Source organism: Streptomyces sp. ICBB 8177 (assembly GCF_003144095.1).
Lineage (GTDB): Bacteria > Actinomycetota > Actinomycetes > Streptomycetales > Streptomycetaceae > Streptantibioticus_D.
This window is the reverse complement of record NZ_NSKH01000018.1, coordinates 2,347,073-2,369,740: the sequence shown is the minus strand read 5'-3', so window position 1 is coordinate 2,369,740 and position 22,668 is coordinate 2,347,073. Positions and strand designations below refer to the sequence as shown.

The 22,668-nt window shown below is 72.3% G+C and carries 25 protein-coding genes, 1 tRNA gene and 1 pseudogene; 11 read left to right on the top strand and 16 right to left on the bottom strand.

What is annotated here, in order from left to right; genetic code table 11:
• Positions 1-137 precede the first annotated feature (137 nt).
• From CK485_RS19175 to CK485_RS19140, 9 genes are all read right to left on the bottom strand, one after another.
• A complete protein-coding gene (locus CK485_RS19175) occupies positions 138-1,307 on the bottom strand; it encodes an LCP family protein (protein WP_109452168.1) in 1,170 nt (389 codons plus the stop codon).
• 258 nt (positions 1,308-1,565) lie between these two features.
• Entirely contained in the window at positions 1,566-1,706 is a 141-nt protein-coding gene (locus CK485_RS28805; protein WP_158288226.1) for a hypothetical protein, read from the bottom strand.
• 59 nt (positions 1,707-1,765) lie between these two features.
• Positions 1,766-3,799: a transcription termination factor Rho gene (gene rho, locus CK485_RS19170; protein ID WP_199239393.1), complete on the bottom strand. Its 2,034-nt coding sequence runs from the start codon at positions 3,797-3,799 to the stop codon at positions 1,766-1,768.
• Between the two features lie 533 nt (positions 3,800-4,332).
• Positions 4,333-5,283 carry a homoserine kinase gene (gene thrB / locus CK485_RS19165; protein ID WP_109452166.1) on the bottom strand — a complete coding sequence of 317 codons (951 nt, stop codon included), beginning with the start codon at positions 5,281-5,283 and terminating at the stop codon, positions 4,333-4,335.
• Positions 5,284-5,583: 300 nt separating this feature from the next.
• The gene (gene thrC / locus CK485_RS19160; protein WP_109452164.1) at positions 5,584-6,648 is read right to left on the bottom strand and encodes a threonine synthase; all 1,065 of its coding nucleotides are present in this window, start codon (positions 6,646-6,648) and stop codon (positions 5,584-5,586) included.
• Between the two features lie 31 nt (positions 6,649-6,679).
• Positions 6,680-8,023, bottom strand: a complete 1,344-nt coding sequence (locus tag CK485_RS19155; protein WP_109452162.1) for a homoserine dehydrogenase — start codon at positions 8,021-8,023, stop codon at positions 6,680-6,682.
• Between the two features lie 149 nt (positions 8,024-8,172).
• Entirely contained in the window at positions 8,173-9,564 is a 1,392-nt protein-coding gene (gene lysA, locus CK485_RS19150; RefSeq protein ID WP_109452160.1) for a diaminopimelate decarboxylase, read from the bottom strand.
• Positions 9,565-9,588: 24 nt separating this feature from the next.
• The gene (nrtL, locus tag CK485_RS19145) at positions 9,589-10,551 is read right to left on the bottom strand and encodes an ArgS-related anticodon-binding protein NrtL (RefSeq protein WP_109452158.1); all 963 of its coding nucleotides are present in this window, start codon (positions 10,549-10,551) and stop codon (positions 9,589-9,591) included.
• A 69-nt stretch (positions 10,552-10,620) separates the two neighbouring features.
• The gene (locus tag CK485_RS19140) at positions 10,621-11,043 is read right to left on the bottom strand and encodes a response regulator (RefSeq protein ID WP_109452156.1); all 423 of its coding nucleotides are present in this window, start codon (positions 11,041-11,043) and stop codon (positions 10,621-10,623) included.
• Positions 11,044-11,229: 186 nt separating this feature from the next.
• Here CK485_RS19140 and CK485_RS19135 point away from each other — a divergent pair.
• A tRNA-Arg gene (locus CK485_RS19135) sits at positions 11,230-11,301 on the top strand.
• Positions 11,302-11,414: 113 nt separating this feature from the next.
• On the opposite strand, the gene CK485_RS19130 is transcribed toward CK485_RS19135, so the two are convergent.
• The 4 genes from CK485_RS19130 to CK485_RS19115 all read right to left on the bottom strand — a co-directional run bounded on the left by CK485_RS19130 (position 11,415) and on the right by CK485_RS19115 (position 14,350).
• Complete coding sequence (locus tag CK485_RS19130) at positions 11,415-12,008, bottom strand: DUF3159 domain-containing protein (RefSeq protein ID WP_109452154.1); 594 nt, start codon at positions 12,006-12,008, stop codon at positions 11,415-11,417.
• Positions 12,005-12,343, bottom strand: coding sequence for a hypothetical protein (locus CK485_RS19125; RefSeq protein WP_109452152.1), 339 nt, complete (start codon positions 12,341-12,343; stop codon positions 12,005-12,007). The genes CK485_RS19130 and CK485_RS19125 overlap by 4 nt, the downstream gene beginning before the upstream one ends.
• Positions 12,344-12,387: 44 nt before the next feature.
• Positions 12,388-13,107, bottom strand: coding sequence for a DJ-1/PfpI family protein (locus CK485_RS19120; RefSeq protein ID WP_109452150.1), 720 nt, complete (start codon positions 13,105-13,107; stop codon positions 12,388-12,390).
• 289 nt (positions 13,108-13,396) lie between these two features.
• The gene (locus CK485_RS19115) at positions 13,397-14,350 is read right to left on the bottom strand and encodes a helix-turn-helix domain-containing protein (protein WP_109452148.1); all 954 of its coding nucleotides are present in this window, start codon (positions 14,348-14,350) and stop codon (positions 13,397-13,399) included.
• Between the two features lie 306 nt (positions 14,351-14,656).
• Between CK485_RS19115 and CK485_RS19110 the strand changes: the two genes are divergently transcribed.
• Positions 14,657-15,127, top strand: coding sequence for a DUF2269 family protein (locus tag CK485_RS19110; RefSeq protein ID WP_109452146.1), 471 nt, complete (start codon positions 14,657-14,659; stop codon positions 15,125-15,127).
• A gap of 5 nt (positions 15,128-15,132) precedes the next feature.
• Positions 15,133-15,447: a DUF3817 domain-containing protein gene (locus CK485_RS19105; RefSeq protein WP_241968405.1), complete on the top strand. Its 315-nt coding sequence runs from the start codon at positions 15,133-15,135 to the stop codon at positions 15,445-15,447.
• 60 nt (positions 15,448-15,507) lie between these two features.
• Here CK485_RS19105 and CK485_RS19100 read toward each other — a convergent pair whose 3' ends face one another.
• Entirely contained in the window at positions 15,508-16,401 is an 894-nt protein-coding gene (locus tag CK485_RS19100) for an NADP-dependent oxidoreductase (RefSeq protein ID WP_109452144.1), read from the bottom strand.
• A 70-nt stretch (positions 16,402-16,471) separates the two neighbouring features.
• On the opposite strand from CK485_RS19100, the gene CK485_RS19095 reads away from it, so the two are divergent.
• Positions 16,472-17,080, top strand: coding sequence for a TetR/AcrR family transcriptional regulator (locus tag CK485_RS19095; protein ID WP_109452142.1), 609 nt, complete (start codon positions 16,472-16,474; stop codon positions 17,078-17,080).
• 75 nt (positions 17,081-17,155) lie between these two features.
• Here CK485_RS19095 and CK485_RS19090 read toward each other — a convergent pair whose 3' ends face one another.
• Positions 17,156-17,974: a class I SAM-dependent methyltransferase gene (locus CK485_RS19090; RefSeq protein ID WP_109453264.1), complete on the bottom strand. Its 819-nt coding sequence runs from the start codon at positions 17,972-17,974 to the stop codon at positions 17,156-17,158.
• Between CK485_RS19090 and CK485_RS30170 the strand changes: the two genes are divergently transcribed.
• From CK485_RS30170 to CK485_RS19060, 5 genes and pseudogenes are all read left to right on the top strand, one after another.
• Complete coding sequence (locus tag CK485_RS30170; RefSeq protein ID WP_342673488.1) at positions 17,948-18,649, top strand: Scr1 family TA system antitoxin-like transcriptional regulator; 702 nt, start codon at positions 17,948-17,950, stop codon at positions 18,647-18,649. The two genes, CK485_RS19090 and CK485_RS30170, sit on opposite strands and share 27 nt — an antisense overlap.
• Positions 18,646-18,891: a DUF397 domain-containing protein gene (locus CK485_RS19075; protein WP_109452138.1), complete on the top strand. Its 246-nt coding sequence runs from the start codon at positions 18,646-18,648 to the stop codon at positions 18,889-18,891. Before CK485_RS30170 ends, CK485_RS19075 begins: the two co-directional genes overlap by 4 nt.
• A gap of 44 nt (positions 18,892-18,935) precedes the next feature.
• Positions 18,936-19,043 (top strand): annotated as a pseudogene (locus CK485_RS29745) (DUF397 domain-containing protein); the annotation flags it as partial.
• A gap of 11 nt (positions 19,044-19,054) precedes the next feature.
• Complete coding sequence (locus CK485_RS19065) at positions 19,055-19,270, top strand: hypothetical protein (protein ID WP_199239391.1); 216 nt, start codon at positions 19,055-19,057, stop codon at positions 19,268-19,270.
• A 232-nt stretch (positions 19,271-19,502) separates the two neighbouring features.
• A complete protein-coding gene (locus CK485_RS19060) occupies positions 19,503-19,877 on the top strand; it encodes a VOC family protein (protein WP_031487478.1) in 375 nt (124 codons plus the stop codon).
• A 687-nt stretch (positions 19,878-20,564) separates the two neighbouring features.
• Here the strand turns inward: CK485_RS19060 and CK485_RS19055 are convergent.
• Entirely contained in the window at positions 20,565-21,038 is a 474-nt protein-coding gene (locus tag CK485_RS19055) for a rhodanese-like domain-containing protein (RefSeq protein ID WP_109452136.1), read from the bottom strand.
• Between the two features lie 94 nt (positions 21,039-21,132).
• On the opposite strand from CK485_RS19055, the gene CK485_RS19050 reads away from it, so the two are divergent.
• Both CK485_RS19050 and CK485_RS19045 read left to right on the top strand, forming a co-directional pair.
• Positions 21,133-21,609, top strand: coding sequence for an Lrp/AsnC family transcriptional regulator (locus CK485_RS19050; RefSeq protein WP_109452134.1), 477 nt, complete (start codon positions 21,133-21,135; stop codon positions 21,607-21,609).
• Positions 21,610-21,860: 251 nt separating this feature from the next.
• Complete coding sequence (locus CK485_RS19045; protein ID WP_109452132.1) at positions 21,861-22,667, top strand: hypothetical protein; 807 nt, start codon at positions 21,861-21,863, stop codon at positions 22,665-22,667.
• The last annotated feature ends 1 nt before the right edge of the window (position 22,668 follow it).

Here is a 22,668-nt window from a genome sequence, read left to right as displayed (position 1 = left end):
CCAGTCTGCCAGGACAGGCCCGTACTCCCCAAACCGGGTGGACGCCCGAAGTATTCCGCGTGGCTCGCCGGAGCCCCGCGAGCCCTCCGGCGAGGACGGCGTGCCTGGTCAGCGGCGTGCGGACGGAGGCCTGGGGGTCAGTGGCCGGCCGTCGCGGACCGGGAGGGCTGCGGGGTGACCACGCCGCCGGCTCCGGTGTCCGCGCCCGCCGAGCCCTTGGTGGCGGAGGCCGGGACCGGCCTGTCGGCGCGCAGGGCCGCCCACATCTGGTGGTCCTGGCCGGTCAGCGGGACGACCCGGTCGGGGTCGGCGGGGTCGTAGGTCACCGGCATCGTGATCATGGTCAGGCCGCCCGCGCCGACGCCCCGCAGGCTCTGCGCGAAGCCGACCAGCCTGCCGACCGAGGCCAGGGCCGAGTCGGTGGTCAGAGCCTTGGTCGCGGTGTCGGCCATGTCGTAGAGCTTGGCCGGGTCGGTGAGCAGCCCGACGTCGCCGGCCCGGCCGATCAGCGCCTTGACGAACGCCTGCTGGAGCTGGATGCGGCCGAGGTCGCTGCCGTCGCCGACCGCGTGGCGGGTACGGACCAGGCCGAGCGCCTGCTCGCCGTCCAGGGTGTGCCGGCCCGCCGGGAGGTCCAGGTGGCTGTCGGGGTCGTCGATGGCCCTGGTCGTGGTGACCGGGACGCCGCCCATGGCGTTGACCAGGTTCTTGAAGCCGGTGAAGTCCACCTCGAGGTAGTGGTCCATGCGGATCCCGGTCATCGACTCGACCGTCTTGACCGCGCAGGCCGGGCCGCCGGTGGCGTAGGCGTCGTTGAACATGTCGTCACTGCGGGCGGGCGCGGTGCCGCCGCCGGGCAGCTTGCACGCGGGCCGGTCGACGAGGGTGTCGCGGGGGATGCTGACCACGGTGGCCTTCCTGTGGCCGGGGTAGACGTGGACGATCATCGCGGTGTCGGAGCGGGCGCCGCCCTCGTCGCGGCCGTACTCGCGGTTGGCGCCGGAGCGGGAGTCGGAGCCGAGGACCAGGATGTCCATCGATCCGTTGTCCACGTCCGCCGGGCGGTCGGTGCCCAGCTCGGCGTTGATGTCGACGCCGGTGAGGTTGCCGTTGAGCTTGTAGTACAGGAAGCCGGTGCCCGCGCCGCCCAGGGCGACCAGGCCCGCCAGGGTCCACACGGCGATCTTCCAGCCCCTGGAGCGCGGCTTGCGGCGGCGGCCGGAGCCCCGCAGCGGGAACCCGCGGCCGGCGGGTATTCGGTCGCCCGGGGCGTGCTGTCCGCTCCCGGGCTCGGGCTGGTCCGTCATGGGCTTCGCCTCTCGCCTCGGTTCGCTTATGCCCCCATATCCGGGATTCAGGTATGACCTGTTCCTGTGGGGACGACGTCCCATCCTCAAGGGCCGGTTCCCGTGCCCCGGAATCCCACCGGAACCGAAAGGGCCCGCATCCGCCCTGGTCAGGATGGGTACGGACCCATGCGCCGGAAGGGCGCGGTGTGGCGTTAATCTCCCGGGGCGCCCGGCGCACAACCGGATGTACCGGAAGAACCGGGCGCGAGGCGGGTGTCAGCTCAGGCGGTAGCCGTTGCAGCCGAAGCCGACCTTGATCCGGGAGGCCGGGTGCGAGGCGGTGCCGGTGCCCTGGTACCCGTCGTACAGCGTCGCCAGGGCGGCATTGGGGCGGTCCGAAAGGGGCTTGCCATCCACGCGTACGCCCCCGCCACAACGTGTGTGACGGGGGCGTACGACGGTCCGGTGACGGGCGGTCAGTCGCCGTTGCCGGGGGTGGTCTTGGCGATCTGCATCAGGAACTCGCCGTTGGACTTGGTCTGCTTCATCTTGTCCAGCAGCAGCTCGATGGCCTGCTGCGAGTCGAGCGCGTGCAGCACCCGGCGCAGCTTCCAGGTGATCGCCAGCTCCTCGTTGCCGAGCAGGATCTCCTCCTTGCGGGTGCCGGACGCGTCGACGTCCACCGCGGGGAAGATGCGCTTGTCGGCGAGCTTGCGGTCGAGCTTGAGCTCCATGTTGCCGGTGCCCTTGAACTCCTCGAAGATCACCTCGTCCATCCGCGAGCCGGTCTCGACCAGCGCGGTGGCCAGGATGGTCAGCGAGCCGCCGTCCTCGATGTTGCGCGCGGCGCCGAAGAACTTCTTCGGCGGGTACAGCGCGGTCGAGTCGACACCACCGGACAGGATGCGGCCGGACGCCGGCGCCGCCAGGTTGTAGGCGCGGCCCAGACGGGTGATGGAGTCCAGCAGCACGACCACGTCGTGGCCCAGCTCCACCAGGCGCTTGGCGCGCTCGATGGCCAGCTCGGCGACGGTGGTGTGGTCCTCGGCCGGGCGGTCGAAGGTCGAGGAGATGACCTCGCCCTTGACCGACCGCTGCATGTCGGTGACCTCTTCGGGCCGCTCGTCCACCAGGACGACCATCAGGTGGCACTCGGGGTTGTTGTGCGTGATGGCGTTGGCGATGGACTGCATGATCATCGTCTTGCCCGCCTTGGGCGGCGAGACGATCAGACCACGCTGTCCCTTGCCGATGGGGGCGACCAGGTCGATGATGCGCGGGGTCAGCGAGCCCGGCTCGCTCTCCAGCCGCAGCCGCTCCTGCGGGTACAGCGGGGTGAGCTTGCCGAACTCGGGGCGGCCCCGGCCGGTCTCCGGGGACATCCCGTTGACCGAGTCCAGCCGCACCAGCGCGTTGAACTTCTCGCGCCGCTCCCCGTCCTTGGGCTGCCGCACCGCGCCGGTGACGTGGTCACCCTTGCGCAGGCCGTTCTTGCGGACCTGGGCGAGCGAGACGTAGACGTCGTTCGGCCCGGGCAGGTAGCCGGAGGTGCGGATGAACGCGTAGTTGTCCAGGATGTCCAGGATGCCGGCGACCGGGATCAGGACGTCGTCCTCGGCGAGCTGCGGCTCGTTCGCGAAGTCCTCGCGGCCACGACGGCCACGGCGGTCGCGGTAGCGGCCACGACGGCCACGGCGGCCGCCCTCGAAGTCGTCCTCGGCGCTGTCGTCGCCCCGGCGGTCGCGCTGCTGGCGGTTTCCGTCGCCGCCGCCCTGGGCGCCGCCGTCCTCGCCGCGGCGGCGGTCGCGCTGGCGGCGCTCGCCGCGCTCCTGGCGGTCGTTCTTGCCGCCCTGGCCGCCCTGACCGCGGTCCTGGCCCTGCTGGCCCTGGCCGCGGTCCCGGCGGCCCTCGCGGTCGCCCTGGCCCTCGGAACGGGCGGAGTCGGCGTCGTCCTTGCGGTCGGCGCGGTCGGCCTTGTCGGCGCCGCGGTCGGCCTTGTCACCGCGCTCGGCGCGCTCGGCCTTGTCGGTGCGGGCCTCGGCGGCCGGCTTCGCGTCGGCCTGCGGCTCCTCGGGGGCGCGGCGGGCGCGGCGCTCGGCGGGCTTGTCACCGGCGGGCTGGCCGGGGATGTCGATCTGCTGCTGGCCCTCTGCCGAACCGGCCTTGGCGGCGTCGGCGGAGGGGGCCTCGCCGGTGCGCGCCCGGGAGGTGGCACGGCGCTTGGGCTTGTCGGCCGGCGCGTCGGCGGCCGGCGCGGCGGCGGTGCCACCGCCTGCCTGGCGCTCCTTGATGACCTCGATCAGCTGGCCCTTGCGCATCCGCGCGGTGCCCTTGATGCCGAGGCCGGAGGCCACTTGCTGCAGCTCGGCCAGCACCATGCCCTCAAGGCCGGTGCCTGTCCTGCGGCGCCGGGTGGCCGTACCAGTGGCAGCACCGGTGGCAGGCGCGGCATCGGACGCGGCGGCAGCGTTCTCTGCGCGTACGCCCATCAGATCGGTGGTGTCGCTCACGAAGGGTCCTTCCCTGGAGCGGGCGTCGGCCAGATCGGCTCGGCGACCGGTTGTGCTGTCCGGATTCGGGCCTTTCGTGTGCTGCCCGGATCCGGGGCGGTGTGCCGCCTGGCGGCGGCGGAGAAATTACTGCGTGGTTTCGGTGCGGACGCCGTCACACGGGGGTGGCATCGCGCTCGCGCCGACTCCGGAGCGTGCTCGGCACTGCGAAGGCAGGCTGCTCAGGCAGTGTGGGAGGCTCCCGGAAGAGTGGTGGTCCCGAGACGGGACACTGAGCACCGGGCCCATCGGGCTCCGAGTGCAGACTTGAGATTAACACTACCTGATCCAACTAATATTCCCCCTCTCCACGCCCGGCAATCGTGCGACGGATCCGGTGCCGGTCACGTGGGCGGCCCCCGCCGCTCCCGCCGGACCACGCGCCGGGCGGCTTCCCGGGCCTCCCCGGAATCCGCCGGCCGGTCTCGCACGGGGCGTGCTGCCACCGCGAGCGGTTCTTCCCTTCCGGGCCACCGGCTCAAACCCCCGTCCCCTCAGACAACGGCACCCCCGGCGCCGTCCCGCCCCGCGCCCGCCAGCGGCAGGACCCCGGCCCCCGAGGTGTCCAGGGCCAGCCGGTTGGCGGCCCACCCCGGTCCGGCCAGGGCGGCGACCTTCTCGGCCGAGCCCTCGTCGGCCAGCGCCAGCACCGTGGGGCCGGCACCGGAGATGACGGCGGGGACGCCGTCCGCGCGCAGACGGCCCACCAGCGCCGCGCTCTGCGGCATCGCCGGGGCGCGGTACTCCTGGTGCAGGCGGTCCTCGGTGGCGGCGAGCAGCAGCTCGGGACGCCGGGTCAGGGCCTCCACGAGCAGCGCGGCCCGGCCCGCGTTGGCGGCGGCGTCGACGTGCGGAACGGTGCGCGGCAGCAGCCCCCGCGCGGTCTCGGTGAGCACCGCCTTCCCGGGGACGAAGACCACCGGCGCGACGGATGCGACCGGGTCCATCCGGATGGCCCGCGCGGCGCCGGACTCGGTCCAGGCGAGGGTGAACCCGCCCAGCAGGCAGGCCGCGACGTTGTCGGGGTGGCCTTCGATCTCGGTGGCCAGCTCCAGCAGCGCGGCGTCGTCGAGCTTGTCGGGCCCGCCTATGGTCACCGCCCGCGCGGCGATGATCCCGGCGCAGATGGCGGCGGAGGAGGAGCCGAGGCCGCGGCCGTGCGGGATGCGGTTGGCGCAGACCACCTCCAGGCCGCGCGGCTGGCCGCCGAGCAGGTCGAACGCGGTGCGCAGGGACCGTACGACCAGGTGCTTCTCGTCGCGGGCCAGGGTGTCGGCGCCCTCGCCCGCGATGTCCACGTGCAGGCCGGAGTCGGCGACCCGGACCACGACGTCGTCGTAGAGCCCGAGCGCCAGGCCGAGGGCGTCGAATCCGGGGCCGAGGTTGGCGCTGGTCGCGGGGACGCGCACGCGGACGGCGGCGGCACGGAAGGCGGGACCGGCCATCGGTCGATGACTCTCCTTGTAGGGCAAGTGCGTTACCACCCTGGGGCCTTGGCGTGACGGCCGTACGGCGCGATGAGGGCGGTCCCGCCCGGCACCCGGGACAGCGGTGGCGCGGACGGGCCGGACGATGCCGGTGGCATGGTCCGGGGAACGGCGCACTGCGGCGCCGATGGGGTCAGACTATCGAAGGAAGGTTCTGTGGCGACACAGGGCGCACGCGGGGCGCACGGTGCGTGTCGCACTCTGCCTTGTGCACCGGGCCATCGGGGCGGCCCGGTGCACGGGTGGCACGGCGTGGCGTCAGGCCAGGCCGAGGCGTTCGGCCGCCGCGTCCGCGTCGACCGGGACGGTGATGGGCTGCGGGGCGCCGGCGACCGCCCAGTCGGGGTCCTTCAGGCCGTTGCCGGTGACCGTGCACACCACGCGCTGGCCCGGGTCGAGCCTGCCCTCCTCGGCCGCCTTGAGCAGCCCGGCCACCGAGGCGGCCGACGCGGGCTCGACGAAGACGCCCTCCCGGGAGGCCAACAGGCGGTAGGCGGACAGGATCTGACGGTCGGTCACCGCTTCGACGAGGCCGCCCGACTCGTCGCGCGCCGCCTCCGCGAACGTCCAGGACGCGGGGTTGCCGATCCGGATCGCGGTGGCGATGGTCTGCGGGTCGCGCACCGGCGCGCCGTTCACGATGGGCGCGGAACCGGCTGCCTGGAAGCCCCACATGCGGGGCCTGCCGGTGGACATGCCGTCCGCCGCGTACTCGCGGTAGCCCTTCCAGTACGCGGTGATGTTGCCCGCGTTGCCCACCGGCAGCACGTGGATGTCGGGCGCGTCGCCGAGGGCGTCCACGATCTCGAACGCGGCGGTCTTCTGGCCCTCGATGCGGACCGGGTTGACCGAGTTGACCAGCGCCACCGGGTACTTCTCCGACAGGCCGCGGGCGAGGTCGAGGCAGTCGTCGAAGTTGCCGTCCACCTGGAGGATGCGCGAGCCGTGCACCAGCGCCTGGCCCATCTTGCCCAGCGCGATCTTGCCCTGCGGCACCAGCACCGCGCACACCATCCCGGCGCGCACCGCGTACGCGGCGGCCGAGGCGGAGGTGTTGCCGGTGGAGGCGCAGATGACCGCCTGCGCGCCCTCCTGCTTGGCCCTGGAGATGGCCATGGTCATGCCGCGGTCCTTGAAGGAGCCGGTGGGGTTGGCGCCCTCGACCTTCAAGTACACGTCGCAACCGGTGCGTTCGCTGAGCAGCTGCGCGGGGACGAGCGGGGTGCCACCCTCCAGCAGCGTGACCACGGGGGTCTCGGCGGTCACCGGAAGCCGGTCCCGGTACTCCTCGATGATGCCGCGCCACTGATGGGTGCCGGACATTCGAGGGCGGTCTACCACAGCGTTCATCTCGTTACTCCCCTTCCACACGCATGATGCTCGCGACGCCGCGCACGGTGTCGAGTTTCCGCAGCGCCTCGACGGTCGCCGACAGGGCGGCGTCGGGTGCCCGGTGGGTGACGACGACCAGCGAGGCCTCGCCGCCCTCCCGCGCGCCGCTCGCGCCCTCCGCGGCGACGCCGTCGGCGCCGCGGTCCCTGCTCTGCTGCCGCACGGTGTCGATCGACACGTCGTGCTCGGCGAAGACGGTGGCGACCTGGGCCAGCACACCGGGTTTGTCGGCCACGTCCAGGCTGATGTGGTAGCGGGTGACCACCTCGCCCATCGGGCTCACCGGCAACCGGGTGTACGCGGACTCCCCTGCGCCCGTGGTGCCGGCGAGCTTGTTGCGGCAGGCGGCGACCAGGTCGCCCAGGACCGCGGAGGCGGTGGGCGCGCCGCCCGCGCCGGGGCCGTAGAACATCAACTGCCCGGCCGCGTCGGCCTCCACGAAGACCGCGTTGTACGCCTCGCGCACGCTGGCCAGCGGGTGGCTGAGCGGGATCATCGCGGGGTGGACGCGGGCGGTCACCGACCTGCCGTCGGCGCTGCGGTCGCAGATGGCCAGCAGTTTGACGGTGCAGCCCATGCGCTTGGCGGACGCGATGTCGGCCGCGGTGACCTCGGTGAGGCCCTCGCGGTGCACGTCGCCGATGGTGACGCGGGTGTGGAAGGCGATCCCGGCGAGGATGGCGGCCTTGGCGGCGGCGTCGAAGCCCTCGACATCGGCGGTCGGGTCGGCCTCCGCGTAGCCGAGCGCGGTCGCCTCGTCCAGCGCCTCGGAGTAGCCGGCGCCGGTGGAGTCCATCCGGTCCAGGATGAAGTTGGTGGTGCCGTTGACGATGCCGAGCACCCGGTTGACCTTGTCGCCGGCGAGCGACTCGCGCAGCGGCCGGATCAGCGGGATCGCCCCGGCGACCGCGGCCTCGTAGTACAGGTCGACGCCCGCCTTGACGGCCGCCGCGTGCAGCGTGGCACCGTCGGCCGCGAGCAGCGCCTTGTTGGCGGAGACCACGCTCGCGCCGTGCTCGAACGCGGTGGTGATCAGCGTGCGCACCGGCTCGATGCCGCCGATCACCTCGACCACCACGTCGATGTCGCCGCGTTTGACCAGGGCGGTGGCGTCGGTGGTGATCAGGTCGGCGGGCACGCCCTGGCGCACCCGGTCCGGCCTGCGCACGGCGATCCCGGCGAGTTCCACGGGCGCGCCGATGCGGGCTGTGAGGTCGTGCGTGTGCGTCGTCATGATGCGCGCGACCTCAGAGCCCACCACTCCACAGCCCAGCAGCGCCACTTTCAGCGGACGCGTACGCATCATCCGACCTCGATTCCTACGAACACCTGCGTGTGCGGACGCGCGACGGCGGCCCGCTCCGGTACCGGGCCGCGGCGGCCCGTTGTGGGACCAGTCTCACCCACCGGACGGGACTTTCCGTCCTTTGTCCAGGATCCGAGACCAAGATCTTGCTAGCCGATATCGAGACGCAGCAGATCCTCCTCCGTCTCCCGCCGGACGATCACCCGCGCCTCGCCCTCGTGCACCGCGACGACCGGGGGGCGCAGCGCGTGGTTGTAGTTGCTCGCCATCGAGCGGCAGTACGCGCCGGTGGCCGGGACCGCGATCAGGTCGCCGGGCGCGACGTCGGCGGGCAGGAAGGCGTCCTTGACCACGATGTCGCCCGACTCGCAGTGCTTGCCGACCACCCGGGTCAGCATCGGCTCCGCGGTCGAGGCGCGGGAGACCAGGCTGACGCTGTACTCGGCGTCGTACAGCGCGGTGCGGATGTTGTCCGACATCCCGCCGTCCACGCTGACGTACGTGCGCAGGCCCCGCAGCGGCTTGACGGTGCCGACCTCGTAGAGCGTGAACGCGGTCGGGCCGGCGATCGCGCGCCCCGGCTCCACCGAGATGCGCGGCACCGCGAGCCCGGCCGCCGCGCACTCCCGGGTGACGATCTCGCGCAGCGCGGCGGCGATCTCGGCGGGCTCGCGCGGGTCGTCGTCCGAGGTGTACGCGATGCCGAGGCCGCCGCCGAGGTCGATCTCGGGCAGTTCGACGCCGTGCTCGTCGCGTACGTCCTTCAGCAGGCCGACGACGCGGTGGGCGGCGACCTCGAAGCCGGAGGTGTCGAAGATCTGCGAGCCGATGTGCGAGTGGATGCCGATCAGCTCCAGGCTGTCCAGCTTGATCGCCCGGCGCACCGCCTCGGCGGCCTGCCCCTCGGCGAGCGCGATGCCGAACTTCTGGTCCTCGTGCGCGGTGGCGATGAACTCGTGGGTGTGCGCCTCGACGCCGACGGTGACCCGGATCTGGACGCGCTGGCGCCGCCCGAGGCGCTCGGCGGTCCCGGCTACGCGGGCGATCTCCTGGAAGGAGTCGAGGACGATGCGGCCGACGCCCGCCTCGACGGCGCGCTCGATCTCGCGGGCGGACTTGTTGTTGCCGTGCAGCGCGATGCGCTCGGCGGGCATGCCTGCGGCGAGCGCGGTGGCGAGTTCGCCCTCGGAGCAGACGTCGAGGTTGAGTCCCTCCTCGGTCAGCCAACGCACGATCGCGCGGGACAGGAACGCCTTGCCCGCGTAGAAGACGTCGGCGTCCCGGCCGAACGCCTCGCGCCAGGCACGGCAGCGCGCGCGGAAGTCGGCCTCGTCCATCACGTACGCGGGCGTGCCGAAGCGCTCCGCGAGTTCGGTGACCCCCACGCCACCCACGGTGACGACGCCGTCCTCTCCCCGGGCGACGGTACGGGACCACACGCGCGGGTCGAGGGCGTTGAGGTCGGCGGGCGGGGCGGTGTAGTGGCCCTCGGGCAGCACGTCGGCGTACCGGGGTCCGGCGGGGTGGGCGGAACGGCTCACGGTCTTACGTCCTCAAACGTCGGGTCACAGGTGGTCGGGGGCGCCGATGCCGAGCAGGGCGAGGCCGCCGGCCAGCACCGGGGCGGCGGCGTCGGCGAGCGCCAGCCGCACCCGGTGGGCGGCCGAGGGTTTCTCGTCGCCGAGCGGGAGCGCCGGGCAGGCGTCGTGGAAGTCGAAGAAGGCGTCGGCGGTGTGCTCCAGGGCGCGGGCGAGCCGGTCGGGCGCGCGGTCGCGGGCCGCGGCGGCCACCACGCGGGGGTGGTCGGCGAGCACGGCGAGCAGGGCGCGTTCCGCGGGGTGTTCGGCGGTGCCGTCGACGGGGGTGATGCCGAGGGCGGCGCCGCCCCGCAGCAGGGCGTGGGCGCGGGCGTGCGCGTACTGGATGCGGAAGAGCGGGTTGGCGTGGCGCTGGGAGAGCAGGGCGGCCGGGTCGAGGGCGGGGGTGTCCCCCGCGGGCGGGCGCACGAGGGCCCAGCGCAACGCGTCGGCGGTGAGCGCGGGAAGCGGCTTCGGCGCGGGGCGCACCCGGACCGGCGCGAGCGGCCCGTCGTGGGCGCCGCAGGCGCGCAGCATCCGGGTGAGCGCGTCGGCGACGGCTTCGGCGCGGGGTTCGCCGTCGTGGGCGGGCGTGAGGTGGAGGTCGTCGAGGGTGGCGCGGGGGCCGGGGTGGGCGCGTACCGAGGCGAGCAGGGCGGCGCGGGCGGCGGCGTCGAGGGTGACGTTGAGGAAGCCGGGGGGCGCGACCGCGACGCGCGCGAGTCCGGGGGCGCCGGTGAGCCTGCGGGCCAGAGTGTCGGCGACGTCCAGCGGCTTGAGTCCCGCGGGCTTGGCCAGGCGCAGCGGGAGGCTGATCGCGTAGTCCCCCTCACCGGCATCCCGGGTACGGCCGATGTCGACGCGTTCGGGCACGGCGACCCCCAGCTCACCGTCGTCGACGGCACACCGCACGGCGCGCCGGACGGCGAGGGAGAGGTCTCCGGGGGTCACAGGCCCAGCGTAGGTGAGGTGGGGGGTGGGAGGGCGAACCGGTTCCGAGGGGTGGACGGGGGCGGGCCGTCACGTCCGGACGACGGGGGCCGCCGGAGCGGGCGCGTCGCGGGCCGTACGCCGCCGCATGAGGTCGTGCACGAGGCGCACCAGTACGGCGGGGTCGAAGGGCTTGTCGAGGAAGGCGTCGACCCCGGCGCGTTGCCCCCGCTCGATCTCGGGACGGCCGCAGGCGCTGACGATCGCGATGGGGAGGTGGGCGGTGCGCGGGTCGGCCCGCAGCCGGGCGGCGGTACGCAGGCCGTCGAGGCGGGGCATGACCACGTCGAGCGTGACGACGTCGGGCCGGACGCGGTGCGCCGCCTCCAGGCATTCCGCACCGTCGGCCGCGGTCACGACCTCGAAGCCCTCCAGCTCGAGGTTGACCCTGATCAGCTGCCGGATGACCTTGTTGTCGTCGACCACAAGCACCCGGCCGGGCGCGCCCTGCACACCCAGCAGCGTAGGCGCGCGCCGGCGGTTGCGTCCGCGTTTTACCCACTTCTTCCCCGACCGGGCGCGCCTCCCCCACTTCCGGGCGGGGCCTGCCGCAGCCCCTCCACACCCCGCGAAAACCCCGTCACGGGCATGGTCGCGAAGCTGGTAGGGTTCTACCCGTCGCCGCAACGCGAACGACACGCCCCCGTAGCTCAGGGGATAGAGCAACGGCCTCCGGAGCCGTGTGCGCAGGTTCGAATCCTGCCGGGGGCACCTCTTGGTCAGGTGTCCGAAGACCCCGTCATCAGCGGCCTCGCTGAGTACGGGGTCTTCTTGTGTGTGCGCCCTCGCCCCCGACGCGCCGTCAGGGGCGGGCCTTCCGGCGGTCAGCGGGCGCCGGGGGCGGTCGCGTACCGCTCGCGGTTGACCGTTCTGCGGGACAGCACCATGGAGAGCGCCGTGATGGAGGCCCACAGCGGGCCCATCAGGATGTGAAGGAGTCCCAGCCAGGCGACGTCGCTCCAGCGGTACAGCGCCACCTGCGCGGCCAGGCTCACGAGGCTCACGAGGGCGATGACCACCGTCGCCGCCGCGTAGAAGCGGTACAGCGCCCGGTGCGAACGCCACCCTGGCGGGCCGCCCACCAGCCTGTTCGCGACCAGGCCGGCCAAGGGGCGGTCGGCCGCGAGGGACAGCAGGCAGGCCGCCGTCGCCGCGGCCGGGATCAGCATGGGGAGGAGGAAGAACCCCCGCGCCTGCCCCGTCCAGGCCGCCACGGCCGCGCACGCGGTCGCCAGCAGGGCTCCGGCGACCGCGTGCCGCACCTGCCGCCGGGCGCGCAGCCGCCACGCGAGGACGAGCGACGCCGTCACCATCGCGGCGGCGGACGCGGGCAGCGTACCGCCGATGGCGTTCGCGACGAGGAACACCAGTGCGGGCCCTCCTGCCGCCGCCGCGGCGACGGTGCGGGACGCGGTCATCGAGCCGACTCGCCGGGCACGGTGGCATCGTCCGGGCGGCGTCGGCCGGTGACCTTCGACGACGGGAGGCGGCCGGCTTTGGAGGTGCCGGTGAGGGTGTCGCCGTCGACGGTGACGGCGAAGGCCAGGTCGAGGCGCATCGGGCGGGTGATCGACTGCTTCCAGGACAGCCGGTCGCCGTCGAGGGTGATGTCGTTCAGGGGCAGGTCCTCGCCCGCGCCATGGGCGGCGCCGACCAGCACCCCGTCGCGCCTGCGCAGTTCGACGACCGGCCGCACCCGTCCGAGGGGCGTGACGATGGTCAGGTCCCAAATGCCTTCGATATCAGTGGACATGAGCAGCGATTCCTTGCTTGTGACGTGCGGGGCGGTGGGGCGACTCAGAAGCCGGCGGGCTCGGGACCGTCGGTGCGCCAGGTGACACCGCGGCGCTCGTGGGCGAACAACTCCTCGACGGCGTGGGCGATCCGCGGGCCCACTTCGCGCTCCAGCAGGTACAGCCCGAGGTCGAGTCCTGAGGTGACCCCCGCGGCGGTGACCAGGTCGCCGTCGTCGACGACCCGGGCGCGGACGGCGTGGGCACCCGTCGCGCCGAGGAGGTCGAGGCCCAAGTGGTGGGTGGTGGCGTGGCGGTCCTGGAGGAGGCCGGCCATGGCCAGTACGAGCGACCCGCCGCAGACCGTCGCCACGGTGACGCGTGCGTCCACCATGGCGGCCTTGAGCAGCACCGGCAGCTCGGTCTCCAGCGCGCGGGCCAGCCGGACCGGGATGGCGTCGTCCCGCATCCCGTCCTCTTCGGCCGTGCCGCCCCCGTCGGCGACCGCGTCGCCAGCGGCATCGGGGTCGTCCGCTTGGGGGTCGCCGACGCGCCCGGCGGCGCCGGGGAGGAGGACCACGCCGGGGCGGGAGGGTTCGAGGACGCCGGTGGTGCGCAGCGTCAGGCCACCGACGCCGCTGACGACCTCGCGCGGGCCTTCGGCGCTGACCAGTTCCACGCTGACCGCTCCCCCTGAGGCGGTTCCACCGGCATGGAGGACCTCGAGCGGGGCGATGGCGTCAAGCGGGTCGAAACCGTCGAACAACACGATCTGGACGTGCATGTGAGTGTCCTTCGTGGGAGCCGGGAGCCGGCGATCACCGGCCTCGCCTTGAGGCTAGGAACCGGTGCGCAGGACGAAGAGGGGCTCGAATGACACGCCTCAACGGGATCTCGCCACAGAATGCCGCCGCGAGTCCTCCGAAGAGCTGGGACGGGGGACGGTCGGGGCCCGGGGTCGGGCCTGCGGCGGCGGGCGGCATCGGGCGCGGGCGTTCGATCCGGCGCGGGCGTCCGCGGTGGGCGGGCGTCCGCCGCGGACGCGCCACCGTCCGAAGCGAGGGGAAGCCTCGTCAGGCGTGCTCGCCGCCGCGGAAGGCTGCCCGGTAGCTCTGCGGTGTGGTGCCGGCGACCCGTTTGAAGCGCTCGCGGAAGGCGGTCGGGGAACCGAATCCGGCCTGGTCGGCGATGCGGTCGATGGTGTGGTCGGTGTTCTCCAGGAGAAACTGCGCCCGCCGCACCCGGGCCCGCAGCAGCCACTGCAGCGGCGTGGTGCCGGTCTGTTCGCGGAACCGGCGGCTGAACGTGCGTCCGCTCATGCCGCTGCGCCGGGCGATGAGGTCGAGCGTCAGCTCCTCACCGAGGTGCTCCTCCATCCAGGCGAGCACCGGTTCGAGCGTGGAACCCCGCGGGACCGGCGGCTGGGGGTGGACGACGAACTGGGCCTGGCCCCCCTCGCGTTCCAGTGGGGCGACCGCCAGCCGGGCCGCGTCGGCGGCCACCGCGGAGCCGAAGTCGCGGCGGATCATGTGCAGGCACAGGTCGAGCCCCGCCGAGGCGCCCGCGGAGGTGAGGAACTGCCCGTTGTCGACGTAGAGGACGTCGGGCCGCGCCTCGACCGCGGGGAAGCGCCGGGCCAGATCGGAGGCGGCGATCCAGTGCGTGGTCGCCGCCAGTCCGTCGAGCAGCCCGGTCAGGGCGAGGTCGAAGGCGCCGACGCAGATCGAGGCGATCCTGGTGCCCCGTGCCGCCGCCCCGCGCAATGCCTCCAGCACCTCCTCGCCCGGCGGAGGCGCGCCTTCCGCACGACCTGGGACGATCACGGTGTCGGCGTCGGCCAGCCCGTCCAGTCCCCAGGGTGCGGTGATGACGAATCCGGCCGCCGGAACCTGCGCGCCACCCCCGCACACACGCACCTGGTAGGGCCTGCGCCCATCCGGCAGCCTGACCCGGCCGAAGACCTCCAGGGGCGTGGACAGGTCGAACGGGATGACCCGGTCGAGTGCCAGAACCGCGACGGTGTGCACCTACGACTCCTCAACTTCCGGCCGGGACCACGGCCACGCTCTTCTCCGCCGTTCCACGGCGGCGCGGCCGAGCAGGGATGGCGGGAATCCAGTGGATTCTGTCATTCCTGCCGCTGGGAGTCACCGGCCCCCCGTTCCTAGGGTCCTGGGTCAGTGGCCCTCCTACGGGGCTCCGCCGCCACCCGCCCAGCACATGAGAAGGCGTACCGACATGCCGACCTGGCCGTTGTGCCTCCTGCCCGACGTCGTCCCGTCCGACGTCGTCCCGTCCGACGTTCTCCCGCACCGCGGCGAGGGGGCGGTCCGATGACCCGGTTCGTGCTGGTTCTCCACGTCCTGGCGGCCATCGTCGCCATCGGCCCGGTGACCGTCGCGGCGAGCATGTTCCCCACGGCGGTCCGCCGGGCCGCCTCGGCCCCGGGCGAGGAGACCCTCGCGGGGGTGCGGGTGCTCAACCGGATCTGCCGTGTCTACGCGCAGGCCGGGCTCGCCGTGCCGGTGTTCGGATTCGCCACCGCCGGCCTGATGCACGTCCTGGGCAGCCCTTGGCTGATCGCCTCCATCCTGCTGACGACCGTCGCCGCGCTGGTGCTGGGCCTGCTGGTGCTGCCCCGCCAGCACTCCCTCCTCGCCTCCCTCGCCGAGCCGGAGCGCGAACCCCGGCTCGACCGGACGGCCACCGCCCGGCTGGCGATGCTGACGGGAGTCTTCAACCTGCTGTGGGCCACGGTCACGGTACTGATGATCGTGCGTCCCGGCTCGACCACCGGAGCCTGAACGACATGGCCACCCGTAAGCCGCTGCGAGTCAGCGCGACGATCGAACTGGTCACCCTCGCCGTGCTCTTGACGAACATGGCCACCCTCAACGCCCACACCGTCGCCGCGACGACCGGGCCGGTCCACGGCTTCGCCTGGCTCTACGGCGTCATCGCCACCTGGCGCGACGCCCGTTCCACCGGGCGGCGCGTCCTGCTGGCGGCCATACCGGGCATCGGCGGCCTGCTGGCCCTGCGAAGCCTGGACGGCGCGGACGCCGAGGACCGCGGCCCCGTTCGCGCCGAGGGCGCTTCGCGTCCGCAGGACTTCGTTCCGTAGGACTTCGTCCGTAGGGCATCGTTCCGCAGGACTTCGTTCCGGAGGGCTTCGTGGGGAAACTCAGACGACGATGACCCGCCGCCCTCGCGTATGGCCCGCCTGGCTGTCGGCGTGTGCCGCGGCCGCCTCCGCGAGGGTGTAGGACTTCTCGACCGGGATGTGGAGCTTCCCCCGCGCGATCAGGTCGACCGCCTCGGCCAGAGCGTCCACCACACTCCCGGCCACGCCGGAGAACCGCACACCGTGGTCCGGTGCGGACAGGTCCGCGATCGTGATCACCTTGCGCGGGTCCCCGGTCAGCGCGACGAGTTCGGGGATCACGCCCGCGCCGGCCAGGTCGAGCGCCGCGTCGCCCGGGCCGAGGGCCCGCACGCGTTCGACCCAGCCCTCGCCGTACGTCGTGGCCAGGGCTCCCAGGCCGCGCAGGTAGTCCTGGTTGGCGGCCCCGGCCGTGCCGATCACCGTGACGCCCCGCTCGCGGGCGAACTGCACCACCGCCGATCCCACTCCCCCGGCCGCCCCGCTGACCAGCAGCGTCTGGCCGGGCCGCACACCCACCTCGCGGAGGACACGCGACGCGGTCTCCACCACCGACGGATACCCGGCCGCCTCCTCGAACGTCAGCCCCTCGGGCATACGCGCCCAGGCCGTCAGGACGGCGAACTCCGCGTATGCGCAAGCCCCTTCGCCGAACACGCGGTCGCCGACCGCGACTCCTTCGACGCCCTCCCCGACCTCGTCCACCACCCCCGCGGCGTCCAGTCCGACGCCGGAGGGCAGCGCGATCGGATGGGCGCTCAGCTTCTGGCCTTCGCGGATCCTCCAGTCGACGGGGTTCACGCCGGCCGCCCGCACGGCGACACGTATCCGGCCGGGGCCCGCGTGGGGCTCCTCGGCGTCGATGAGGCGCAGGACCTCCGGGCCGCCGAACTCGGCGAAGCTCACTTTCTTCATGCCGGCGACCGTAACACTAACGGTTAGCTTTTCGGAACAGCTACGGTTTCATAGCTGGTAGCGTACGAGCATGACCGCGCCGACCGGGCGTCGTGAGCGCAAGAAGGCCGCGACCCGCCAGAGGATCGCCGACACCGCCTTGCGGCTCTTCCTGGAACGCGGGTACGACGCCGTGGGCATCCGTGACGTGGCTGCCGAGGCGGACGTGGCCGTGACCACGCTCTTCTCCCACTTCCCCTCGAAGGAGGCCCTGGTCTTCGAGCGGGACGACGAGTTCGAACGACGCCTCGTCCGGGCGGTCACCGACCGGGCCCCGGACGAGCCGCTCGTCCCCGCGCTGCGCCGCGAGATTCAGGCCCTGGTGCGCCACTGCACCGGCGCCGACGCCGACCCGGTCTGGCGGATGATCGTCGAGTCCCCCGCCCTGCGCGCGTACGAGGAGTCGATGCGGCTGCGTCACGCGGAGTCACTGGCGGCGGCCCTGTCCGCCGGCCCTCGGCCGGCCGCGACTCCGACGGCCTGCCGCACGATCGCGCGGTTCGTGATCGACGCGTACTCGCTGGCGCGTGACGCCAAGGACCCGGACGCGGCGCTCGAAGAGATCTTCCGCATGGTCGGGGCGGCGTGGGAAGCGGCCTGTTCTTCTGCGCGGGCGGCGGAGGCCGGCGGTCAGAGGTGACCGGCCCCGGCCCACCACCCCGCGTGGCGGTCCGGGGCGACGGCAGTCAGGCCGAGGGTCCTCGGCCCGGGGCGCTCAGGCCGAGGGCCCTCCGGCCGAGGCCCGCAGGCTGTACATCAGCGGCACGCGTGGCGTACCCGGCGGGAGCCGGAAGACCGTTGCCCCGCTGCCCGAACGGCCGCTCGTGTCACGGCCCTTGACCATGCCCGCCGTGTGCTCGAACAGCGTGAAATCCCATTCGCGCAGCAACTCCAGGCGCAGGCCCGCCCCGACGAGCGACGTCACGACCTCCGAGACCGGGTGCTGCCACTCCACCGCACGGTTGCTGTGCGTCTTCGCGTCCTTCGCCGCGTACGTGCCCCCGTCCTCGTAGACCAGCGCCTCACGGTGGAAGTAGTCGATGGCGAACTGGCTCGGGTCCTGCTCCGACAGGCTCGTTCCCACCGGGTGGAACTCCGAGAGGTACAGGAATCCGCCGGGGTTCAGCAGCCGCGCCACCGTGTGCGCCCAGCGCGGCACGTCCGGCAGCCAGCACAGCGCGCCCAGGCCGGTGTAGACGATGTCGTAACGCTGTCCCTCCACCGCGGACACGGCGTCGTACACGTCCGCTTCCACGAAGCGTGCCGTCGAGTCGTCCCAGCCGAAGGAATTCGCCAACTCCCTCGCCACGCTCACCGCTTGGGGCGAGAAGTCCAGGCCCGTCACCCGTGCGCCGCGCGCCGCCCACGACAGCGTGTCCGTGCCCAGATGGCATTGGAGGTGCAGCAGGCTCTTGCCGTTCACGTCGCCGACCTCGTCCACCTCGAAGCCACGCAACGCGTCCCGGCCGGCCTTGAAGGCCTCCAGGTCGTAGAAGTCGCTCGCCACGTGGATCGGGACGCGCTCGTCCCACATCGCCCGGTTCGCCTCACGCCAGTCCGCCGGCCCCGGCCGCGCGCCGTTTCCCTCGTTCACCCGCCGCACGCTAACGACGACGGCGCGAGCCCGGCAACGCGATTACGGTGCGGCGCCCTGCCGCGCTGGCTGGTCGGTCCAGACGCCCGCCTTGAAGTCGGCCCGGGTCGGGTGCCGCGCACTGGGGATGACCAGGAACCGGGACAGCGCCCCCTCTCCCCCACGCGTCGCCCGGTGTGCTCACCGTGCGCCCGTCAGGTCGAGCTCCGCGCACACCGTCTTGCCCACCGGCGGGTGCTCCCGCACTTCCCATCGGTCCGCCAGCGCCTCGACCAGCCGCAGCCCGCGCCCCGACTCGGCCAGCGCGGGCGCGTCGGCCAGGTGACCCGGGCACTTATCGACCACGTTCTCGAAGTGAGCCGGCAACGCAACGTCGAGATCCAGATCATGCCGTTGCTCCGGGAAGCCCACGCCGGGCTGGACGGCCCCATGCAGTTGTTGGAGACTGCCAAACCACAGTGGTATGCGTACGTTGAGGGTCAACGTGGCGGACTGTTCATCTCGGACCCGAAGGAGATCAGCGTGCTCCAGGGAAGGTATGCCAGGATGCGGTCACAGGCCCTCACGCTGGTCGACTCCGAGGGCCTGCTGAGGGAACTACGAGGAGCGCTATGAGCACATCCGAACTTGTCTGGTTCAAGAGCACCCACAGCAGTGGCTCAGGCGACGACTGCGTCGAGATTGCGCTCACATGGCGTAAGTCCAGCTACAGCAGCGGCGGAGACGGAGACTGCGTCGAGGTAGCCGCTTGCCCGGAGGCCGTGCATGTGCGGGACTCCAAGGACAAGACCGGCCCCAACCTCACGTTCTCCGCTACCGCCTGGTCCGAATTCCTCACCTACGTACAACAGTTCTGAGCCCCACCCCGCCAGCAGGCGACCCGCCAACTCCAGGGAGCGCCATGGACACGTCCGACCTGGCCTGGTTCAAGAGCAGCTAGAGCGGCAGCTCCGGCGACGACTGCGCCCTGTCGTGGCGCAAGTCGAGCCACAGCGGCTCCGAGGGTGGCTGTGCTTCTGGTTGAACTGGGCCGAGGCCGAGTTCGCCGCCCTGTGCTACTTCGCCCTCAACGGCACCGACCATCGCAGCCACGCCGAGCAGAACGCGGCCATCGCCTCCTACGTCCGCTGGCGCTTCTACGTCCGCTGGCGCAGGGCCCGTCCCGAACCGAAGACGAACCCTGCTTCCGACTCACCGATCCGATCACGGACTGACTACCCGGCCAAGGCCGCCTGACGAACCAACCGCAGCCGATCGCCTTCCTGTTGTGGCGGTCAGTCCGATCAAGTAGGGTCACCCATCGTGAACACCGGACCGGCGCTACGCCACGCACAGATTGGCCGCCCGGTGGAGGGCTGATCGCACGGTGGGTGCGAAGAAGGCACCCCCTCAGTTCGGCACGCGGACCTCCCGGCACTCGCGCAACCCGAGTCCGTTTTCCGTGTCGAACAACCATGAGGTCAGCCGAATGACAGCCACGTTCAACCACACCATCATCGCTGCCAAGGACCGCAACGAGTCGGCCCGGTTCTTCCGGGAGTTGTTGGAACTTTCAGAAGCGCCGTCCTGGGGCCCGTTCACCAACATCCAGCTCACCGACGGCGTGCTACTGCAGTTCGCCGAGCCGCCGGTGGAGATCCAGATGCAGCACTACGCGTTCTTGCTCGACGACGAGCTGTTCGATCGCGCGTATCGGCGGCTGTGTGATCGCGACATCGAGCACTGGGCCGACCCGCAGATGCGCCGCCCAGGCGAGATCAACAACGAGCACGGCGGTCGAGGCGTGTACTTCAAAGACCCCGCCGGCCACGCGATCGAGCTGATCACCCGCCCGTATCTGTAACCGAGGCAGGACCTGGTCGGGCGCCCGAAGCAGCGCGCCCGACCAGACGGTCAACTGGCCGAACTCCACCTTCCCCCAGGGCGCCCCCGCCTGGAACGCATTCCTCACCCTCGCCCGGCGACTCTGAACGATGATCGCCCTCACGTCCTCCCTGGGCAGCGGACGTGTGGCGCGGGGCGGCGGCCCCGTCTTTCCGGCCGCCGACCGTTCGGTCGCCTCACCGCCCTCAACGCGGAACCGGCCCCCTCCCGGAAACGCTTGTCACCCCCTTGTCTCCGGCAAGGATTCAGGTTGACGAAAGCCTTGCCGGACACAACGGGGTGACAAACGATTCCGGAGGTATGCGCGCTCCAGAAGACGGCACTGCACCGGTGTCGTTGGGCTGTGCCGGTTCCACTGGTCGCTTCTCGGTGGTGTGGTGGACCAGCCACACGGACGGTGCGCGCCGGAGCTTTCCAGCGGGTGGAAGACCATCTGGGAGGAAACCGCAGGAGCACGGCCACCGTTGGCCACCATCGTGAGTTGTGCCGCTCGTCGCTGGGGCTAAGCATGCTGTCGGGCCTGCCGCGAAAGAACTGCTGAACGACGCGGGGCCGGCCGGTACGTCGTCGAGCGCCTTCACCGCGACGAACCATCCCTCGTGAGTCATTCGTCTCCGGCTGCGTTCCTGGGCCCCCCGAGCCGCCACTAGCAAGCGCAGTCGACGGACCCGATCGGTGCCGTCAACGGGTCGGCGGCCCGCTGCTCAACGCCGCCCGCCCCCTCGACGGGGAGTCCCTCGCGTATCCAGTACTCGATGCCACCGATCATCTCCTTGACGCGGTAGCCGAGCCGGGCGAGAGCGAGCGCCGCACGGGTCGCGCCGTCGCAGCCGGGCCCCCAGCAGTACGTGATGACGGGGACCGCGGGGTCCAGCAGGCCCGCGGCGCGTTCCGGGATCTCGGCGGTGGGCAGGTGCACCGCACCCGGTACCCGGGCCTGCGCCCACGCGGCGTCTCCCCGTGAGTCGACGAGGACGAAGCCGGGGTCACCGGACTCCAGTGAGGCATGGACATCCGACACATCCGCCTGGAAGGCGAGGCGTGCGCCGAAGAAGGCGGCGGCCTCGGCGGGTGCCGCCGGCGGCACCCGGAGGGCGGCGCTGATCTGGGTCTTGGTCATGTGCCGCACGCTATGCTTCCGGCCCCCGCCTCCAGAACCCACGATCCACGGCACTGCTCACCTCTGACCGTGGCTTTCGTGGTACCTATCGACCATGGCCGCTGATTCCCTTGACGTCACGGATATCCGCATCCTGGAAGCCCTTCAGAGCAACGGGCGGGCCAGCTACGCGGAGTTGGCCCGTGGCGTCTCCATGTCGCCGAGCGCCGTCACGGAACGAGTCCGCCGGCTGGAGGAAATCGGGGTCGTCTCCGGCTACACCGCCGTCGTGAGTCCCGCGGCCCTGGGGTTCGACATCCTTGCCTTCGTCCGGCTCCGCTACCCCACTGGCAACTACAAGCCGTTCCACGACCTGCTCGACACCACACCCGAGATCGTGGAGGCCCACCATGTGACGGGTGAGGACTGCTTCGTGCTCAAGGTCGTTGCTCGCTCGATGCGCGACCTGGAACGCACCACGGGCCGCATTGCCGCCCTGGGGTCCGTCACCACGAGCGTCGTCTACTCCAGCCCGCTACCAAGCCGTTCGGTGACGACGGTCGCGACCCAGGGGCCGTCCGCCAGCGCGTGACCGACCCCATCGGACAGGACGCCCAAGGCTGTTCGTCGTCGCTCACCCCTCATGCCTGCCGCACGCGCGGGCTTCCACACTCCGGGAAGACCCACAGGCCGGCGTGAGCCCGGCGTTCCCCCATGTCGCGCGATCGAGGCGTACGGCATGATGTACGCCTCATCACAACGCGTACATGACATGGCGTCGCGCCGGGGGGTTCCGTTGCCGCACGCCATGCCGCGCCACCAGCAGGGGGGACCGACTCCAGCATGTCCACGCCTCAGCCCGACGTGCCCGCCGGGCAGCCCACGCCCACCGCGACCACCGACGCCCCGGCAGCCGCCGACGACAGCGCCGCCAGACCCGACGGCCACCCCGTCCCCTACAACTACAACCCCTACCCGCCCCACCAGCCGTACTTCGCCGTCCCCGAGCCCCCGCGCAAACCGCGCAATCCCTGGGTCTTCGTCGTGGCCGGGCTGCTCCTGTCAGTCGTCGGGTTTCCCATCTACAAGATCGCCGGCGACTACCACCACGTCTACACCCGTCCGCCCCAATACACCCTCAGCACGCCGAAGACGCTGCTGGGCGGTGACTTCCGGCTGGTGACGACGGACGGGGGCAGGGCGGACGCCGCGCTGGACGGGCACCGCGACGACCCCCTGCACTACGCCGACCTGCACGCCACGAACGCCTACTACGCCCGCGTCGCCCCTGCGGGCTCGCAGCAGGAGACACTCGTCGTCGACGGGTTCCACGGGAAGGTCTACGTGCCGGACCTCGACCGGCGTCAGTTCGCGCAGGCCGTCGGCGCGGACGGCACGACCTTCGCCGTGGCTCCGCGCGATGTCACGCCCTCCTCCGGTGGCTCCCCGCTGACCTGCGGCGTCGCCGTCGCGCGCAAGGGCCCGAACGCCGGCCGGCCGGCGCCTTTGTGCGTCTGGGCCGACGACGGGACCATCGCCCTGGTCTACGACAACCTCGCGAAGCCGCGCGCCGCCGGGTCCGTCGACCTGGCCGCGTACGCCACCGAGGTCGCCGCCGTGCGCGACCAGATGGCTGTCCGGCTGAGCTGAA

Coding starts and splice junctions, on each gene's coding strand:
- CK485_RS19095 (WP_109452142.1), top strand. CDS start 16,472: ATGACCGCGCCGACCGGGCGTCGTGAGCGCAAGAAGGCCGCGACCCGC.
- CK485_RS19155 (WP_109452162.1), bottom strand. CDS start 8,023: ATGATGCGTACGCGTCCGCTGAAAGTGGCGCTGCTGGGCTGTGGAGTG.
- CK485_RS19075 (WP_109452138.1), top strand. CDS start 18,646: ATGAGCACATCCGAACTTGTCTGGTTCAAGAGCACCCACAGCAGTGGC.
- CK485_RS19100 (WP_109452144.1), bottom strand. CDS start 16,401: ATGAAGAAAGTGAGCTTCGCCGAGTTCGGCGGCCCGGAGGTCCTGCGC.
- CK485_RS19090 (WP_109453264.1), bottom strand. CDS start 17,974: ATGTGGGACGAGCGCGTCCCGATCCACGTGGCGAGCGACTTCTACGAC.
- CK485_RS19130 (WP_109452154.1), bottom strand. CDS start 12,008: ATGACCGCGTCCCGCACCGTCGCCGCGGCGGCGGCAGGAGGGCCCGCA.
- CK485_RS19045 (WP_109452132.1), top strand. CDS start 21,861: ATGTCCACGCCTCAGCCCGACGTGCCCGCCGGGCAGCCCACGCCCACC.
- CK485_RS19175 (WP_109452168.1), bottom strand. CDS start 1,307: ATGACGGACCAGCCCGAGCCCGGGAGCGGACAGCACGCCCCGGGCGAC.
- CK485_RS19060 (WP_031487478.1), top strand. CDS start 19,503: ATGACAGCCACGTTCAACCACACCATCATCGCTGCCAAGGACCGCAAC.
- thrB (WP_109452166.1), bottom strand. CDS start 5,283: ATGGCCGGTCCCGCCTTCCGTGCCGCCGCCGTCCGCGTGCGCGTCCCC.
- CK485_RS19050 (WP_109452134.1), top strand. CDS start 21,133: ATGGCCGCTGATTCCCTTGACGTCACGGATATCCGCATCCTGGAAGCC.
- CK485_RS19105 (WP_241968405.1), top strand. CDS start 15,133: ATGGCCACCCGTAAGCCGCTGCGAGTCAGCGCGACGATCGAACTGGTC.
- CK485_RS19125 (WP_109452152.1), bottom strand. CDS start 12,343: ATGTCCACTGATATCGAAGGCATTTGGGACCTGACCATCGTCACGCCC.
- thrC (WP_109452164.1), bottom strand. CDS start 6,648: ATGTCCGGCACCCATCAGTGGCGCGGCATCATCGAGGAGTACCGGGAC.
- CK485_RS19110 (WP_109452146.1), top strand. CDS start 14,657: ATGACCCGGTTCGTGCTGGTTCTCCACGTCCTGGCGGCCATCGTCGCC.
- CK485_RS19055 (WP_109452136.1), bottom strand. CDS start 21,038: ATGACCAAGACCCAGATCAGCGCCGCCCTCCGGGTGCCGCCGGCGGCA.
- CK485_RS19120 (WP_109452150.1), bottom strand. CDS start 13,107: ATGCACGTCCAGATCGTGTTGTTCGACGGTTTCGACCCGCTTGACGCC.